Source organism: Pseudomonas fluorescens HK44 (genome assembly GCF_000217955.3).
Lineage (GTDB): Bacteria > Pseudomonadota > Gammaproteobacteria > Pseudomonadales > Pseudomonadaceae > Aquipseudomonas > Aquipseudomonas fluorescens_AQ.
Genome location: NZ_AFOY02000015.1, coordinates 796,978 through 814,847 on the forward strand (window position 1 = coordinate 796,978; position 17,870 = coordinate 814,847).

A 17,870-nucleotide genomic window follows, 5' to 3' on the forward strand; every position below is an offset into this window, starting at 1 on the left:
ACATTCGTTACATTCTGCGAAAGCGTAGCCCTCGCAGAATGTGGGGAGGATCATCTCATTAACCCCAGCCTATAAGGCCGAGGTTTGAGGGGGGCTGGAATTTACTCGACGGCTTTGACCATGTCTTCGATGACCTTCTTGGCATCACCAAAGACCATCATGGTCTTGTCCAGGTAGAACAATTCGTTATCCAGGCCGGCATAGCCGCTGGCCATCGAGCGCTTGTTGACGATGATGGTCTTGGCTTTGAACGCTTCGAGAATCGGCATGCCGGCAATCGGCGATTTCGGGTCGTTCTTCGCCGCCGGGTTGACCACGTCGTTGGCACCGAGTACCAGCACCACGTCGGCCTGGCCGAACTCGGAGTTGATGTCTTCCATCTCGAACACCTGGTCGTAAGGCACTTCGGCCTCGGCCAGCAATACGTTCATGTGGCCGGGCATCCGACCGGCAACCGGGTGGATCGCATACTTCACGGTCACGCCACGGTGAGTCAGCTTCTCGGTCAGCTCTTTAAGCGCGTGCTGTGCTCGTGCTACCGCCAGGCCGTAGCCTGGAACGATGATCACGGTGTCGGCGTTGGTCAGCAGGAACGTGGCGTCGTCCGCCGAGCCGGATTTCACCGGGCGGGCTTCTTTCGAGCCCGCCGGGCCGGCCGCGTCTGCATTGTTGCCGAAGCCACCGAGCAGTACGTTGAAGAACGAACGGTTCATGGCCTTGCACATGATGTACGAGAGAATCGCACCGGACGATCCGACCAGGGAGCCGGCAATGATCAGCATCGAGTTGTTCAGCGAGAAGCCGATACCCGCTGCGGCCCAACCGGAGTAGCTGTTGAGCATCGACACCACCACCGGCATGTCCGCGCCGCCGATCGGGATGATGATCAGCACGCCCATCACGAAGGCCAGAGCCAGCATCAGGGCAAACGCGCTGAAGTTGCCGGTCAGCACGAAGGTGACGCCCAGTGCCAGCGTCGCCAGGCCCAGCAGCAGGTTCAGTTTGTGTTGACCGCTGAACTGTACCGGTGCGCCCTGGAACAGACGGAACTTGTACTTGCCCGACAGCTTGCCGAACGCGATTACCGAACCGGAGAAGGTAATTGCACCGATGGCCGCGCCCAGGAACAACTCCAGACGGTTGCCCGCCGGAATCGAATCGCCGAGCTGTTTGACGATGCCCAGCGACTGCGGCTCGACCACGGCGGCGATGGCGATGAACACCGCTGCCAGACCGATCATGCTGTGCATGAACGCGACCAGCTCCGGCATCTTGGTCATTTCAACGCGCTTGGCCATGATCGAACCGGCGGTGCCGCCGACGAGCAAGCCGACGATGACGTAGCCGATACCGGCGGCGGCACCGCCTTGCTCAAAAGAGAGCGCGCCCAGTTTATAGATAAGGCCGATGGTCGTGACGATTGCCAGGGCCATGCCGAGCATTCCGTACACATTGCCGCGCCGCGATGTGGTCGGGTGCGACAGGCCTTTCAGGGCCTGGATGAAGCAGATCGAGGCGAACAAATACAGGGAGGTAACCAGGTTCATGCTCATGATTTTTGTACCTCAACAGTGCCTGCTGCGGCCTTGACTGCCGGAGCTTTCACAGGGGCCGTCTTCTTCTTGAACATTTCCAGCATGCGTCGAGTCACCAGGAAACCACCGAATACGTTCACCGCGGCCAACGCCACGGCCAGGGTGCCCATGGTCTTGCCCAGCGGGGTGACGGTCAAAGCAGCAGCAAGCATGGCGCCGACGATGACAATCGCCGAAATGGCGTTGGTCACCGCCATCAAGGGGGTATGCAGTGCAGGTGTAACGTTCCAGACCACGTGATAACCGACATAAATCGCCAGCACGAAGATGATCAGGTTGTAGATACCGGGGGAGATAAGCTCTTCCATCGTCTGAATCCCTGCTTAGGCGTTTTTGCGGATGACTTGGCCGTCGCGGCACATCAGGCACGCGGCGACGATGTCGTCTTCTAGGTTCACTTCGAACTGACCTTCCTTGTTGAAGACCAGCTTCAGGAAGTCCAGCAGATTGCGCGCATACAGCGCCGAGGCGTCTGCCCCCACCTGCGCGGCCAGGTTGGTCGGGCCGGCAATGGTCACGCCGTGCGCAACCACCACCTGGTCGGCCACGGTCAGCGGGCAGTTGCCGCCTTGTGCGGCAGCCAGGTCGATGACCACCGAACCGGGTTTCATTTGCGCCACTGTTTCAGCGCTGAGCAATACCGGCGCCTTGCGGCCAGGAATGAGTGCCGTGGTGATGACGATGTCGGCTTGTTTGGCGCGCTCGTGCACGGCCAGGGCCTGACGCTGCATCCAGCTGGCCGGCATGGGGCGTGCGTAACCGCCGACACCGACGGCACATTCGCGCTCTTCATCGGTCTCGTAAGGGACGTCGACGAACTTGGCGCCGAGGGATTCGATCTGTTCCTTCACAGCCGGGCGCACATCGGATGCTTCAATCACTGCGCCCAGACGCTTGGCGGTGGCGATCGCCTGCAGGCCTGCCACGCCGGCGCCAAGAATCAGCACGCGAGCGGCTTTCACGGTGCCCGCGGCGGTCATCAGCATCGGCATGAAGCGCGGATAGTAATGGGCGGCCAACAACACGGCTTTATAGCCGGCGATGTTGGCTTGCGAGGACAGCACATCCAGGCTCTGCGCGCGGGAGGTGCGCGGGGCGGCTTCCAGGGAGAACGCGGTAATGCCGCACTCGGCCAGCTTTGGCAATGGTTTCATTGCTGAACGGGTTGAGCATGCCCACCAGCACGGTGCCGCGTTTGATCAGGGCCAGTTCGCTGTCGCTGGGTGCGACGACCTTGAGAATCAGCTCTGCGCCAAAAGCATCGTTGGCACTGCCAATCATTGCGCCTGCCGCTTCATAAGCACTGTCGACAACGCTGGCATTAATGCCGGCGCCGCTTTGCACAGTGACCTTATGACCCTGGCCGATCAGCTTCTTGATGGTTTCCGGGGTTGCAGCAACCCGCGTTTCACCGGTCTGGGTTTCGAGAGGAACACCAATGTGCACGTCAAATCTCCTGCTTGATCTTATTGCTTTCGATCATTCTTGGAAGGCCAGCGCACTGCGGAGGGTGCGGCTGGGGCGGCCGATCAGCACGATCCCGCCAACTCAGGGCGGGGAGCGACATTTTGCGAGCGAACATAACGCCCTTCAGGGACCGATTATGGGAGGGAGCAGAAAATTAACTACACGCAACCCCGTGACAGAATGTCGCACTAACGCCCATAAATCCTTTACAAGTCGCGGGCTGTAGGGGTGATGGTCGCATTCAAAGCATTTTTGCTCGTCAGTGCATTTGGGGGATCAGCAAGCGTTTTTTGCTCGGTTCGTGTTGGATCAGGAATGGGCGGATGTGTTGCTTGAAAACCGACCGCTGCGTGTCGGTGACAAACACGTTGTCGTTCCCGGGAGTCCTTTCCCACAACTGCTACCGTAATGCCCACCGCCTATCAGCAGAGGTACTGACTCAGGTTTTTCCGCTTTTAACCCAAGCCCTTGCGACCCTCCCTGTAGAGGCATCGTGGTGTCGTTTTTTGAATGTATGGAAAGGTCCAGTCAACTTGGGTGTGACTCTTGCAGGTAATTACAAATAGCCCACCCTGCTTTGAATGGGCAATAAAAAGAGCCTCCGCCTGAGGCCATTCACCCGCTTTGCGTTAGGAGATACCGCGATGACGACGTTCAACTCCGGAGCTAAACCCCAGAACCATGCGCCGCAATCCATCGGTTTTTTACTGTTGGACAATTTCACGCTGATTTCTCTGGCTTCCGCCGTCGAACCCCTGCGTATGGCCAACCAATTGTCCGGTCGCGAGCTGTATCGCTGGACGACCCTCACCGGCGACGGCGGCCAGGTCTGGGCCAGCGATGGCTTGCAGATCACCCCTGACGCCGCCATGCACAAAGCCCCGACGCTGGACACGGTGATCGTCTGTGGTGGTATAGGCATTCAGCAGACGGTGACCCGCGCACACGTGTCATGGCTACAGAGTCAGGCGCGTCAGTCCAAACGCCTGGGTGCGGTGTGCACCGGCAGTTGGGCCCTCGCCGGTGCCGGTTTGCTCGACGGCTTCGATTGCAGCGTGCACTGGGAGTGTCTGGCAGCCATGCAGGAAGCTTTCCCGCGAGTGGTCATGAGCACGCGTCTGTTCACCCTGGACCGTAACCGTTTCACCAGTTCCGGTGGCACCGCGCCACTGGACATGATGCTGCACCTGATCAGCCGTGATCATGGCCGTGAGCTGTCGGCGGCGATCTCGGAAATGTTTGTCTATGAGCGCATCCGCAACGAACAGGATCACCAGCGCGTGCCGCTCAAGCATATGCTCGGCACCAATCAGCCGAAGTTGCAGGAAATAGTGGCGCTGATGGACGCCAACCTCGAAGAGCCGATCGACCTCGGCGAACTGGCGGTGTACGTCTCCGTGTCGCGGCGTCAGTTGGAGCGGCTGTTCCAGAAATACCTGCACTGCTCGCCGTCCCGTTACTACCTGAAACTGCGCCTGATCCGCGCTCGGCAGTTGCTCAAGCAAACGCCAATGTCGATCATCGAAGTGGCCTCGGTGTGTGGCTTCGTGTCCACGCCACACTTCTCCAAGTGCTACCGCGAGTACTACGGCATTCCACCACGCGATGAGCGTGTAAGCTCCAACACCACGCAACAAGTGACGATGATGCCGATCCCGCAGGCACTGGTGCTGTCGCAGTTGTCCAGACCGCTGTCGGCGCTCAGCCAGGCCCGTAACGAATCAACCTTTGCCAGCGTCCGGATATAGATGTCAGGATTTCATCACCCCAAGGTCTGGAAACGGTGCCTAATCGTAATGATGAACTGACTTTGGTCGTACCTGTCGGCCATGCACTGGCCTCGCGCAAGTCAGTACGCTTCAAGGAAGTTTTGGTGCATGAGTTTGTCGGACCTCACCTGGAGCGCGGTGCATAAGTTGCTGACCCGCGTTACCGGGTGCTTGAAGACGCCCTCACAGCAATACGCCAAGGGATGGTAGTGCCTAATAGTACGGAATTGCTCACTGTTCATGAACAATGGTGCTAACTCAACCTTTCCGCTTGCAACTATTTGCTCTTGCGACCTTCTATAATCAAAAAATGGTGGGGTTAATTTCTAAAAGTCATTGGAGCTCAATTTGACCTTGGCATGATGCTTGCCACGTCACTGCCAGTAGCCCGCCATTTGCTGGACAGGTAATAAAAAGAGCCTGCGTCTGGGGCCATGATCTGTCCTGCGTGAGGAGATACCTCAATGATGTCGCAAAACTCCGGGGCCCAACCCCAGAACCGCACCCCACAATCCATCGGCTTTCTGTTGCTGGACAATTTCACGCTGATTTCCCTGGCCTCGGCGGTCGAGCCGCTGCGCATGGCCAACCAATTGTCCGGTCGCGAGTTGTATCGCTGGAGCACCCTCACCGCTGACGGCGGTCAGGTCTGGGCCAGTGACGGCCTGCAAATCACACCGGATGCGTCGATGCACAAAGCCCCGCCCCTGGACACCGTGATTGTCTGTGGCGGCATCGGCATTCAACGCACCGTGACCCGTGAACACGTGTCGTGGCTGCAAAGCCAGGCCCGTCAGTCGCGCCGTCTTGGCGCCGTCTGCACCGGCAGTTGGGCCCTGGCGTGTGCCGGTCTGCTGGACGGTTTCGATTGCAGCGTGCACTGGGAGTGTCTGGCGTCGATGCAGGAAGCTTTCCCGCGGGTGGCCATGAGCACCCGCTTGTTCACCCTCGACCGTAACCGGTTCACCAGCTCCGGCGGCACCGCGCCACTGGACATGATGCTGCACCTGATCAGCCGCGACCACGGCCGCGAACTGTCGGCAGCGATCTCGGAGATGTTTGTCTACGAGCGCATCCGCAACGAGCAGGATCACCAGCGCGTGCCGCTCAAGCACATGCTGGGCACCAATCAGCCGAAGTTGCAGGAAATCGTCGCGCTGATGGAGGCCAACCTTGAAGAGCCGATCGACCTCGATGAACTGGCGGTGTACGTCGCAGTGTCACGTCGTCAGCTGGAGCGGCTGTTCCAGAAATACCTGCACTGCTCGCCGTCGCGTTACTACCTGAAACTGCGTTTGGTGCGTGCGCGGCAGCTGCTCAAACAGACACCAATGTCGATCATTGAAGTGGCGTCTATCTGTGGGTTCATATCCACGCCACACTTCTCCAAGTGCTACCGCGAATACTTCGGCATTCCACCACGCGACGAGCGCGTAGGCTCCAACACCGCGCAACAAGTGGCATTGATTCCGTTGCCGCAAGCCTTGGTGCTGTCACCGTTGTCTAGAGCATTGTCTACACTCAGCCAGGCCCGCAACGAATCAACCTTTGCCAGCGTCCGGGTATAGATTTATATCACGCAAAATTCTGGGGTATCGGTTAGTACCCCAGAGCTTCCCTTGCCGTTTGATAGCGACAGCTTCTCTCGATAGGCACTTTTTGATCGTCCAAGTGGCCGAGCTGCAGGTTGATCACAATGAATCGCTCATGGTCGAGGGAATCGTGGTCAATCAGTTCTTGAGTCGGACGAGCTTGCACCAGACGCTGGTCAATGAGTTAGTTGCTAAGGAGCTACCGGTGCTGCTGACCTATCTGAGCCGTTCCATGACGATGCGGGAATCCGATCAGGCGTCATCGCCTCTGATCCAGCTGGAGCCACGCCACACATTGAGTTGCAATATGTAGAGCTGTTCAATGCTCTAGAGCGGGCTGCTTAGATCTTCAGGCGTAACGCCGCTATGTCGTCGGCTGTATACGGCGTGGCGACTGTTATCGGGCAGGACACCTTTCTATTCGTCATTCGCGCTCACGCGGGCTTCACTTTCTCCTCTATCTGCCGCACCGCCTCCGCATCAGCTCGGAGAAGCTTGAGTTTCAGTTTTTCGAAGTCTTCGCTGTTCACCCAATCAATACGCCATAGCATGTACAGCATGCCTTGAGCCTTGTACAACGCTTCCAGGCGCTCGGCATGATTGTCAGTTCGGCGTATGTCATCTGTCGCTTCCTCCAGGTCATCCAGGGCCTGCGCTTTGTTCTTGCCATAGCTCATGATGGGACTCCTGATATGTTGTATTGCTCACCGCCTTGGTCACGATAATACGGTCGCGTCCCGGATTATTCTGGCCGCCGCATGCTTATGCAATGTTACGTACAAACCCCTAGTGCGGCCCTGCATGACCTCATCGAACGACACAATCGCTTGTTCATAATCATAGCGCCGTAGTGGGCAACCGTCTGACCAATGATGGGTGCCCAACTACACAACTGACGACGTTCGTTTGATGACAAAGGCTGCGTTGGAAGCGGTGGATCGGATCTACCGGCCAGGATTCAAATACAGCAAAGCCGAGGTGCTCCTGCTTAACCTATGCCAGAAGGGTGAGTACACCGAAGACCTTTTCTCCATCTCGTAGCCGCTTGCCACAGAGAAAGTCATGGGTGTGTTAGACGCTATCAATGGTCGATGGGGCAGGGGACAATGCGGCTTGCGAGTGTGCCGATCGATCCGGACTGGGGGATGCGTCGCGAGATGATGAGTCAACACTTCACGGCCACGATCGATCAACTTTGGACGGTGTACTGCAAGTGAGTCGTGTAATGCGAAGGCGCCGTCACACCAACTTTCCTGTCTCATTTCAGCGTTCAAAGAAACTCTTTTCGAATGTCGATGCTCGACCGTTCGCCAATATTCCGGTAGTTCTTCGTGAGCCACGTCTCGGCCTCGCGTCGTCCGGTGTCGCGCAGTCTGCAAAGGAAGTCCCAGTCCGCGTTGTACTTGCTGGACACGCTGAGCGCGCACATCGCATCGTCGGACTTAATGGAGTGGATCAGCATCTCCTTCATCTCGTTGCGATCGACCTTGCCTTGCTGAATGAGATCGGTGACAAAGGCGATGGTTCGCAGCTCACGCATCAGCGACGAGTTGAAGCTGATTTCACTGATGCGATTGAGGATCTCGGCAGCTGTAATGGGCACGCCCGGGCGGACGAGGGGGTTGATGTGGACGATCACCACATCGCGTGTATTGCAGTGGTAGATCAACGGGAAAATGGCCGGGTTGCCCATATAGCCGCCATCCCAGTAGTTCTGCCCGTCGATCGTGATCGCCTGGAACAGTGTCGGCACACACGCCGAAGCAAGCACCGCTTCGGCGCAGACATCCTCACCCGTGAAGATGCGTATCTTCCCCGTCTCGACATTGGTTGCGCAAAGATAGAGGTGGAAGGGGCATTGGCTTCGCAAGGCGGCGAAATCTACCTGCCTCTCCAGCACCTCTCGCAGCGGACTCAAGTTGCGTCGATTGAATTGGTAAGGCGAGAAAATACGAAGCGCCATGTCCGCGAACGTATACATGGGCGAATAGTCCAGCCCGAAGCTATGCGTCCCTTTCAGCCATGGCGTCCAGCGCAACGGGTTATAACGTTCAGCGGACTGCGCCACTGCGTACCAGAAATCGTGCAGCGCCTTGCGCGCGCCGGCTTCGCCACCTTGCAGCATACCGTAGGCCAACACAGCGGCATTCATCGCGCCGGCACTGGTTGCGCTCACCCCTTCAATGGCAAGCCTGCCATCCTCGAGCAACCGATCGAGCACGCCCCAGGTGAACGCACCGTGCATCCCGCCGCCCTGCAAAGCTAGCGCGACCGGTTTACGCTGGTCACTGCCCCCAGGTTTTGCGTTCGTCGTGGTCATTCTTGGTTTCCTCATCGGTGCTGAACCGCATCGGAACTTACTGTGGCGCTTCGCCTTGTGAAGTGACTGGCGGCGGCATGCCGATGCTACATTCAGCGCCATGCGTCATCGGTCGTTCACCCTCCGCTTGATGCCAATGCATCGAGCAGCGCCTTGGCTTGTAGCAAATCAACGCTGTCGAAACCTTCGGTGAAAAAGCTGTAAATGTCGGCCAGCATTTGCCTGGCCGCCTCTTTGTCTCGTGTTTCCCATAGCTGAGCAAGGCTCATTGTGGCGCGTAGCTCGAATGACTTTGCCCCTTGTTGTCGAGCGATTGAGATCGCCGTGTGAAAGCATGCTTGCGCTTCTTGCCGCACGGAAGAATCCTGTCGGTCTTCTCTTGGACATTGCAGGGTAAGAGCGCCCTTGAGGCGGTACAGCTCTGATTCGTAAAAGTGCTCACCTGTTTTTTTCACCATAGCCAAAGCGTCGGTCACGGCCTCCAATCCTGCCTGCGGTTGACCGGCGCGCCCGTACGCTGCGGCCAGTAGAGCCAGAAAATAAGAACATCCAAGCTCTGCTCCGTCTGCGCGGTAAGTGGCGATACCGTTGGTTATCTGAGCGATTCCCTCATCAATGTTTCCCTGCTCGGCGCGAGCCCAACCTTGAAGAATATTCCCCCTTGCCAAATACAACGGAAATCCTTGCTCTAGAGAAAGCTTGATGGCGGCATCTGCACACTCTTCGGCGAGTTGTACGTCGTGCCGAAACTGTCCCAGTATCGACGTAGCGGACAGGGAGAAGGCCAGGCTCAATGGGTGGGAAATCTTCTTGGCCAGAGCAAGGGCATCCTGGCTGCGCATGCTTGCCTGATTGGGAAAACCCAAGTACCAAAGGCTCCAGGCCGAAAATGTCAGGGCGTAGCCCGGATCCATGCCGTACGTAATGGAATGTGTGTGATGGCGATCAGGGTCGTAGAGGACACGCGCCCGCTCCTGATGGTCATGGGCATTTTTGAGATCACCCTGGAAAAGCAATGTCAGCCCAAGTGCCGCATGGGCTTCCACGAGCAAGTCTGGATCCTGCGCGGTTTGCGCAATACTGAGCAATCGCTCAGCCAGTTCGCATGCGGTTGAGTATTGCGCACGCAACGTGTAGTAACTCCACAGCCCCAGCAGTGCAGGGAAAAGCGAGTCGTCGCCTACTTGCGCGCATAGCGCCAGTGCACGGGTGTAGGTGGCCTCCACCTCGGGCGCACCATAGCCTCGCACGGCCATCAAGGCCGGCCCCAGGGCGAGTAGCAACGTCAGTTCCTGATGAGCACGCGCGGGCGTGTCGGGCAAATGCTTAAGCAATTCCAGCGCCGCGCCGAGGTGACGCATTGCATCGAGATGGGCTGATTGCTGGAGGGCCTGTTGCCCGGTACGGTGCAGGTATTCCACTGCTTTCGGGACATTGCCGCTCAGCCTGTAGTGGTGCGCCAGTTCGCTGCAGTAATCCGCAATGCGAGTGGGGAACAGCGCCTCGATGGCCTGCGCTGTGCGCTCATGCAGCGCGCTACGCCGCTCAGTGAGTAGCGAGTGGCCCGCGACCTCCTGCGTCAGCGCATGCTTGAACGAATACTCCACCTCCGGAAATGCAGGCCGTTGGTAAATGAACTCTGCGGCCTCCAGGCGGGCGAGCAGATTGCACAAGTCGTTGTCTGTCCGAGCGTCCTGCCCATCACAGATGCACTGGATCAGACTGAACGGGAATTCTTTGCCGATAACGGCGAGGGTTTGTAGCAACTCCTTCTCCGCGACCGGGAGCCGGTCGATACGGGCGGCGAGTACACCCTGCACTGTAGTGGGAATATGCAGCGAAGCCGGAGTTTGTTCTATCCGATATTGACCGGGTTCACCAAGCAGCAATTTCTCCTCTAGCAGTGTTTGGATCACTTCCTCCATGAAGAAAGGGTTGCCCTCCGTCTTATCGAGGATGAGCTGTTTGAGGGGAGGGAGGGAGAGATCATCCCCAAGCAGGGTCGCGAGTAGTGCCTGTGCATCGGCCGGGCCCAACGGTTCGAGCCGCAATTGGCTGCAATGGCTTGCGCGTATCCACTCAGGCTGATACTCGGGCCGGTAGTTCACTAGGAGCAGGATTGGGGAGCTCGCCAAGTGGTCGATCAAGTACGCGAGGAATGCTTCGGTCTCGCAGTCCAGCCATTGCAAATCCTCGAACAGCAGCTCGATCGGTTGGTTGCGGCTCTCACGCGCCAGTAGTTGAGTGATCGCGTCGAAGGTGCGAACGCGCCGGATCTGAGGATCCATTTCCGCGAGTGCTGAACTGCGTTCGCCGATACCCAGCAGGTAGAGCAGGTAGGGCACGAGATCCTCGAAGTTTCGCTCGAGCGTAAGGGTCTTGCCCATGACCTTTTCTCGGCATCGCCGCTCGTCATCCTGGATGGTGATCTGAAAATAGTTGTTCAGAAGCTCGATCAGCGGGAAATAGGCAAAGGCCTTGCCGTGCGACACCGAGAACGTCTCCAGCACCATACAGCCGCACCGCGAGCGCTCCTTGAACTCATGAAACAGCCGTGACTTCCCGACTCCGGCCTCGCCTACCACCGCGACGACCTTACTGCGGCCCGCTTTGGACTGCTCGAGCGCCTGATGCAGGTGGTCGAGCTCGACCTGGCGGCCGACAAACCTGGCTAGCCCGCGATGTGCCGACAGTTGCAAGCGTGTGCGCAGTGCGCCGAGCCCCTGCACCTCGTATACAACAAGGGGCTCGGGAATGCCTTTGACCTGGGCGGCGCCCAGGGCTTTGAATTCGAAATAACCTTCCGCCAGCTTGTAGGTGGGCTCGCTCACCAGGATCGACGAGGGTGCGGCGATTCCCTCCATACGGGATGCAATGTGGATCGTGTTCCCGACCGGATCGTAATCGGTGTGCAAATTGTCCGTGCGGATCGAACGCACGACGACCTCTCCGGTATGGATGCCGACGCGGATTTGCAGCGAAATGCCTTTCTCCAGTCGAATGCGGTCGCCATGTCGGCGTATCGCCTGCTGCATGCGCAGTGCCGCATACAGCGCCCGCTGCGGATGATCCTCATGGGCGATGGGGGCTCCGAACAGCGCGAGTATGCCATCGCCCAGCGTCTTGGCCACATAGCCTTCGTAGTGGTGGACGGCTTCCATCATCAGCGCGACGACGGGCTCGATCAGGCGGTGGGCCTCTTCCGGATCGAGGTCGTGGATCAACGCCGTGGAACCGGCCATGTCGGCAAATAGTGCCGTGACGGTCTTACGCTCACCGGCGGTCTCGCCCCGGGCTTCCATGGCCGCCTGTTCGGCGCGGATGCGCTCGGCAAGGTGGTGGGGTGTGTAATGAATGGGCGCTAGAGAGGGCTCTGAAACAGGCTTGGAGTGTGGTGATGGCGCAGCAGGCGCATCGGTCAGCTGCGCGCCGCATTCACTGCAGAATTTGGCGGACAGGCCTGCCTCGTGACCACAGCGCGGACAGTTGCGTGACAGGCTGGCGCCGCACGCTTCACAGAAGCTGGCCCCGGAGGGATTCTCGAATTCGCAGATTGCGCAGCGCATGTGATCTCTTCACTTTTGCAGTCGTTCAAGAAGACCTGTCAAAAGACGGGAAGCGTGACATCAAACCGGCGAAGGACAAGCTGAAGTCATTGGGCCGGTACGTTTGGACAGCCTTTTAACCCTCTGTATCAAAGATAGTTTGTATCGTGGTATCGAGAAGTAAAATTCGCTTACTGGAGGAGGGAAGACGGGAAGGCCGAAGGCGGGCTAGGTACATGGGGGCGACCAACCCGAGCCGCAGCTCAACACTGATGAAATCCGCAAATACGAGCAGAACACCATTACTTCGGCTTCTGAAAACTTGCGACTGCTAGTGGATATGTCTTCCTGGTCACGCCGCGGGTGACCTACGAGCTGACTACCTGCGTCTCGGGGAGCATAAGGAACCGAATTCCTTCTGCATAAACCGAGCAAATATTAGGGGCTCATGGGCATTGGGGGAAAGCAGCGCCGCTTGTGGCAAGCGCTGATAAATCGAGAGGTTGGTCGCAAACTCTTAGCGGTTGGCGTAGTCAGGAACAATTTTTCTCTGAAAGCCTTACACATAGAACGACCTTGGGAAAAAATGACAGATCCTTTTGAGCTCTACCGGTAAAGCTAAATGGCCAATCACTGGTTAACGAGCTTGAATGAGGCAGTTTTCGAATAGAGACTCGACGATGGCAATGGCCAATGCTGAAATTACGCCTGAAAAAATAGGGTTAGTTGCGAAGTAATCGAGCTGTCGCACTGACAAAAAACAGCAGAACAATCACGCAGCCAAGAGCGAATGACAAGGTGCTTAGATGGGCGACTGCACCGATAAATACGGGGCCGATCAGAATGCCCGCGTAGCCCATCGAGATGATAGCGGGGATGGCTACCGCCTGTGGCATACGTTGCTGCCGGCCTACAGCGGTAAAGATCACTGGGACAATGTTCGAGCAGCCAGCACCAACCAGGGCGTAGCCGACCAAGGACGCGGGCCAGCCATCGATTCCGAGCGACACGATCATGCCTGCTGCTGCGCAGAGTCCGCCAAGCGCAACTACGCGCACGCCACCTAGTTTGCTTACGATGGCATCCCCTGTCAGGCGGCCCACCGTCATCGCAGCGGCGAAGGATGCGTAGCCCAAACCGGCGATGCTCGGCTCTAACCCTCGGCTCGAAACAAGGAAGACCGCGCTCCAGTCGAGCATTGCACCTTCAGTGAGGAAGACGATGAAACAGAGCGTCCCTAAAAGCAGCACGATACCTCTGGGCACCGCGAACAATGGCCCACCCCGTTCAGTGCCATAAGTCAGCAAAGCAGGCGCAGCCTTGTAAAGCGCTCCCAAAACTGTGGCAACGATACAGAGGGCAGCAATCAGTGGATCCAGGCCGAAGGTCAGTAAAGCGGTCATGGCCCCGGCGCCCAATATACCTCCGACGCTGTAAAGGCCATGGAAGCCGGACTGAAGCGCCTGCCCGCTGTTTTTCTCAACAATGACGGACTGAATGTTCATGGCGCAATCAAGCATGCCCATGCTGGCACCGAAGATAATGACAGCTATGACCAGGCCAGGCAGCCATACCACGGTGCTCAAAAGCGGAAGAACGGCACACAGTGCTATAGTCGCCCAGATTACGACCGGTCGGCATCCATAGTGTGCAGTGAGATACCCAGCGAAGGGCATGGCCACAATAGATCCACCGCCAAGACCGAGAAGCAGTAACCCCAAGCCACCATCGTCCAGGCCAGTGCGTGCTTTAACCAATGGAACCAGAGGCGCCCAAGCGGACATGAGTAAGCCCGCGATGAGGAAGGCAATGCGTGTAGACATCCGCTCGCTATGGCTAGCCGTGGGTATCAACACTGACGATGGAGCATTCATAATTCTCGGTAATCCTTATCGATGATGCTAGCCATCATTTGCTCGGCTTAGACATTGCGGATTTTTTTTGCGTGCCCGGGTTTCGGAAAACTTAGCGCCTGCGCTCATACGTCGCTCTATAACTACTCGGCGCTACGCCAAAAAAGTCGCGAAAGCGCATATGGAAGTTGGCGAAACTACAGAAGCCGGTCGCAATCGCGATATCGGTGATCGGCCGATTGCTTTGCAGAATAAGCTGTCGCGCTCGAGTCAAGCGCAGCTCAAGGTAGTAACGTGTGGGCGTGGCGCCCACAAAACGACAGAAGCGACGCTCCAATTGTCGCCGGGAAATTTTTACACATTCAGCAAGCTCGTCGATCGATAGCGGTTCTTCGATGTTCTTTTGCATCAGTTCTAAAGCGAGCTTCAGGGTTTGTGGCAAGGTGGGGTCAGAGTCAACTATGAGAGTCGATATCCCAGACACTTCAGAGGTTTGATCGCAACTGAGTATTTCCTCGACAGCATGGGTCAGCGACACGCCTTGTTTAGCGGTAATGAGTTCCAGCATCATTCGTAACGAGCTGCTGGCGCCGGCGCACGTGATACGGTTTTTGTCTATTACGTGAGTTCGACAAGAGACCAGCACCTTGGGAAAAACATCCTCCATCATCGCTCGCCCGTCTGGATGGAAGGCACACTCGACACCGTCCATTAGCTGAGCTTCCGCCAGGAAAAATGCACCGTTCCACAAGCCACCCATGGTCGCTCCAAGAGAGGCGACGTTACGTAGCTTGCGCCGTAATAGCGGGTCGCTGATCAGCTTCACTCGCAAACCACCGGCGACGATGAGAACGTCGATACGATCTGGTAATTGTGATAACTCCAGGTCTGCTGAAATTGCAATTCCCAGATCGCTCATTACCAGACGGCTCTTGATGCCGACAGTTAGCACCTCAAACGCCGGTGTCTCGCTAATCAGGTTGGCGGTCACCAGCGCATCGATAGCGCCGGTGAATGACATCATCGAGAAATTGTTCAAAAGCACGAAAGCTACACGAGTTACCGCCTGCGGCTTCAATGGTTTCTCAGCCGTATAGGCGTACCCCATATTCTTGTCTTTAAGCACACTCTCGAATACGAATGGCATAAATCCTCTTTGACACCTGAACGAATAACTAAGAAACCATTGCGGGCTCTAGACGGTGGTTTTTGGAGCGGACAACAACAAATCAAAGAATGATTGGCAGTCATCACTGTCGGGTAATGCTTCAACACTGTTCTTAATCGCATTGCTGAGAGTGGTTCCCAAGCTTTCATCAGCCAGCAGATGGTATTTAGCAGTGAGTTCGTCACTCGACATAGGGTTGTCGGGGTCGCCCTTGGCCGTCGCCGTAGGGCTCGCAAGACGGGTGCCGTTTTTCAGGGTAACGGTCACTCGGGAGAGAATCTCCTCCGGGAACCTGGCGGACAGGTCAGGTGCTTCATGAAGGGTTATCTTCTCGCTGACGCTCAAGATGTCTGGTGCATGAATGGAATCGCCGGTGACCTCGTTAGGGCCCAGCTTTCCACGAACGATCAAGGCGGCGAGTGGGAACGCCAGTGCGTACTGGGCCTCGTCCGCATTCTTCGGAAAATGCCCCTGCAAGCACACAGACTCATGGAATGTCTCGACATCTATGGTCTCGATCAACTCAGCTGTGATGACTGGATGCGCTCGCATCAAATCGGTCATGGCCGTGAGTGCCGGTTGCGCCCAGCGACATACGGGCCATGGCTTGAAATACTGTTCATCAATTTCCCAGCGGGCTCCGATGTCCTGCCAAAAAGTGGAAATCTCCAAAGGTTCAACGGTGGCAGCTGGAGCGCCAGTTACACCCATCTGTGCCATTAGTAGTGCGTTCAGTCCGGCATACGCCCCGGCGCCGTGGGCATCACGCAACATCGTGGGAAAGCTCACGAGGCGCATCATCGGGCACCTCGGGCCAAAGTATTCCGCGATACCCAGTGCATGACGGAACGTCGTTTCGTCAAGCTTCAGCAAGCAGGCACCGGCGCAAACGACCCCGATCCCGGAAAAGGCGCCTGAGGCATGATATTCCGGGGCTGTGGCCATCAATGCCTGGCCCGCACGCAACGCGGTCTCGTAACCAATGCACAGTGCGCTAAGGAATTCTTCGCCGCTGATGTCTTTGCCCTGACTGCGATACGCGTCTACCAATGCAACAATGGCCGGGACAACCGTTGCACCCGCATGCCCCTTGGAGGTGAAGTGACCTTCATGTGCATCCAGGCTATCAACGCAGAAACCGCCTGCATACGCGGCGCCCAATGGATGTACGGCCCTGCCGTCGAACCAAAGTCGGCTGGACAGCTTGTTGGCAGAGTAGTGGGTGTCAGCGTAGGTTTTGAGCATCACGCTGGTTTGATTGTCGCGAGCACCGGCGGCCACACCAATGATGTCGAGCAGGCAAGTTTTAACCAGCTCGCGTGTATGTAGGGGCGCGTCCTTGTAACTGAAATTCTGGACGAATGAATACAACTGCATTTCATGATTCCTGAATGATGAACGCCGAAACGGATGAAAAAGTTGCCCGGGGAAGGGCAACCTTTTATGCAGATTTAAATGAAGGGATTAATTTTTTGCGGTGGCGGTATTAGCTGCTGCTCGTGCGTCTGTCAGCCAGCTGTCGTATTTCGCGCGATGGGCCGCGATCCATTCTTTAGCGTGACGAGTAATGTCAGCAGCACTTTTTTCACCATTGTGCATTTTGAGATTTTGCGCGCTTTCATCGTCGGTAGTGATCTGCATTTCAGACAGGTACTTCACGGCCGCCGGGTTTTTCTCGGCAAACTCTTTGTTGATGACCGCTCTGACACTGTCTACCGCGAAACCAAGGTTTTTACCATTGAAGGTGGTGTTGGTATCGTTCTTGCCACCAGGGAGATCCGTACGCGGCACGGTTAACCAAACCACATCTTTACCTTCGACCAGAACACCGGAGATCCACTGAGGTACCCAAGTATAATAGAGAATCGGCTTGCCTTCTTTGTAACGAGCAATGGTGTCGGCCATCAGGGCAAAATAGGAGCCCTGGTTATTGGAAACGGTCTTTTCCAAGCCATAGGCTTTCATATGGTGGGCAATGATCAGCTCGCAGCCCCAGCCGGGGTTGCAACCTGTCAGGTCCGCTTTACCGTCGCCATTACTATCGAACAGCTTGGCGATCTCTGGCTTTTTCAAATCATCAATGGAGGTGATGTGATACTCGTCAGCCGTTTTCTTATCGATCATGTAGCCCTGTAATACGCCCGGCATAATTCTGCCAGTTTTCACCATCGTTTCATCGCCGCCTGCCTTCTCGTAGAAAGATTTGTGTAGCTCCTCCCATAGATGAACCGAGAAATCAGCGTCACCATTGGCAATTGCAATCATCATGGTGGAGTACTCGGTTTCCTTAGGAGTCTGAACGTCGTAGCCCAATTCCTTGAGGCCCGCCATTGCAATCTCTCCGCGAAATCGCTCTTCGGCAATTGACGGGAAAATTGGGGTGATCGATACCCCTTTTCCGGGCTCCTGCGCCGTGGCGGCTGATGCGAAAACAGGGGAAACTGCTAGTACTAAAAGCGCCACAGAGTGGATGAATTTCTGTGTTATTCCGAATGTTGTGAAGTTCATTATCGTTTGCCTTGGCTGGATTAAAGAAGTTGGCATTTCTTTTGGTTCACGAC

At 56.7% G+C, this 17,870-nt stretch carries 12 protein-coding genes and 2 pseudogenes; 4 read left to right on the forward strand and 10 right to left on the reverse strand.

The window, feature by feature from the left end; all coding sequences use genetic code 11:
* Window positions 1-101: 101 nt before the first annotated feature.
* The 3 genes and pseudogenes from HK44_RS16375 to HK44_RS16385 form a co-directional block, all read right to left on the reverse strand.
* Window positions 102-1,553, reverse strand: coding sequence for an NAD(P)(+) transhydrogenase (Re/Si-specific) subunit beta (locus tag HK44_RS16375; RefSeq protein ID WP_024264996.1), 1,452 nt, complete (start codon window positions 1,551-1,553; stop codon window positions 102-104).
* Entirely contained in the window at window positions 1,550-1,903 is a 354-nt protein-coding gene (locus tag HK44_RS16380; RefSeq protein ID WP_024264997.1) for an NAD(P) transhydrogenase subunit alpha, read from the reverse strand. Before HK44_RS16380 ends, HK44_RS16375 begins: the two co-directional genes overlap by 4 nt.
* A 15-nt stretch (window positions 1,904-1,918) precedes the next feature.
* Window positions 1,919-3,041: pseudogene (locus HK44_RS16385) on the reverse strand (Re/Si-specific NAD(P)(+) transhydrogenase subunit alpha).
* Window positions 3,042-3,706: 665 nt separating this feature from the next.
* Here HK44_RS16385 and HK44_RS16390 point away from each other — a divergent pair.
* The 3 genes from HK44_RS16390 (at window position 3,707) to HK44_RS16400 (ending at window position 6,736) form a co-directional block, all read left to right on the forward strand.
* A complete protein-coding gene (locus HK44_RS16390) occupies window positions 3,707-4,810 on the forward strand; it encodes a GlxA family transcriptional regulator (protein ID WP_019690415.1) in 1,104 nt (367 codons plus the stop codon).
* 485 nt (window positions 4,811-5,295) lie between these two features.
* A complete protein-coding gene (locus tag HK44_RS16395) occupies window positions 5,296-6,399 on the forward strand; it encodes a GlxA family transcriptional regulator (protein WP_024264999.1) in 1,104 nt (367 codons plus the stop codon).
* Window positions 6,400-6,502: 103 nt separating this feature from the next.
* Complete coding sequence (locus HK44_RS16400) at window positions 6,503-6,736, forward strand: hypothetical protein (protein WP_052014759.1); 234 nt, start codon at window positions 6,503-6,505, stop codon at window positions 6,734-6,736.
* A 121-nt stretch (window positions 6,737-6,857) separates the two neighbouring features.
* Here HK44_RS16400 and HK44_RS16405 read toward each other — a convergent pair whose 3' ends face one another.
* Window positions 6,858-7,100, reverse strand: coding sequence for a hypothetical protein (locus tag HK44_RS16405; protein WP_019690412.1), 243 nt, complete (start codon window positions 7,098-7,100; stop codon window positions 6,858-6,860).
* A 208-nt stretch (window positions 7,101-7,308) separates the two neighbouring features.
* Here HK44_RS16405 and HK44_RS16410 point away from each other — a divergent pair.
* Window positions 7,309-7,640: pseudogene (locus tag HK44_RS16410) on the forward strand (DUF4113 domain-containing protein); the annotation flags it as partial.
* Window positions 7,641-7,693: 53 nt separating this feature from the next.
* On the opposite strand, the gene HK44_RS16415 reads toward HK44_RS16410, so the two are convergent.
* The 6 genes from HK44_RS16415 to proX form a co-directional block, all read right to left on the reverse strand.
* Window positions 7,694-8,743: a patatin-like phospholipase family protein gene (locus HK44_RS16415; protein WP_019690410.1), complete on the reverse strand. Its 1,050-nt coding sequence runs from the start codon at window positions 8,741-8,743 to the stop codon at window positions 7,694-7,696.
* A 116-nt stretch (window positions 8,744-8,859) separates the two neighbouring features.
* Window positions 8,860-12,309: an adenylate/guanylate cyclase domain-containing protein gene (locus HK44_RS16420; RefSeq protein WP_024265000.1), complete on the reverse strand. Its 3,450-nt coding sequence runs from the start codon at window positions 12,307-12,309 to the stop codon at window positions 8,860-8,862.
* A gap of 701 nt (window positions 12,310-13,010) precedes the next feature.
* Complete coding sequence (locus HK44_RS16425; protein WP_019690408.1) at window positions 13,011-14,162, reverse strand: MFS transporter; 1,152 nt, start codon at window positions 14,160-14,162, stop codon at window positions 13,011-13,013.
* Window positions 14,163-14,253: 91 nt separating this feature from the next.
* A complete protein-coding gene (locus tag HK44_RS16430; protein WP_019690407.1) occupies window positions 14,254-15,288 on the reverse strand; it encodes a GlxA family transcriptional regulator in 1,035 nt (344 codons plus the stop codon).
* 48 nt (window positions 15,289-15,336) lie between these two features.
* The gene (locus HK44_RS16435; protein ID WP_019690406.1) at window positions 15,337-16,686 is read right to left on the reverse strand and encodes an MmgE/PrpD family protein; all 1,350 of its coding nucleotides are present in this window, start codon (window positions 16,684-16,686) and stop codon (window positions 15,337-15,339) included.
* 87 nt (window positions 16,687-16,773) lie between these two features.
* Entirely contained in the window at window positions 16,774-17,817 is a 1,044-nt protein-coding gene (gene proX, locus HK44_RS16440) for a glycine betaine/L-proline ABC transporter substrate-binding protein ProX (protein WP_162174770.1), read from the reverse strand.
* Window positions 17,818-17,870: the final 53 nt, after the last annotated feature.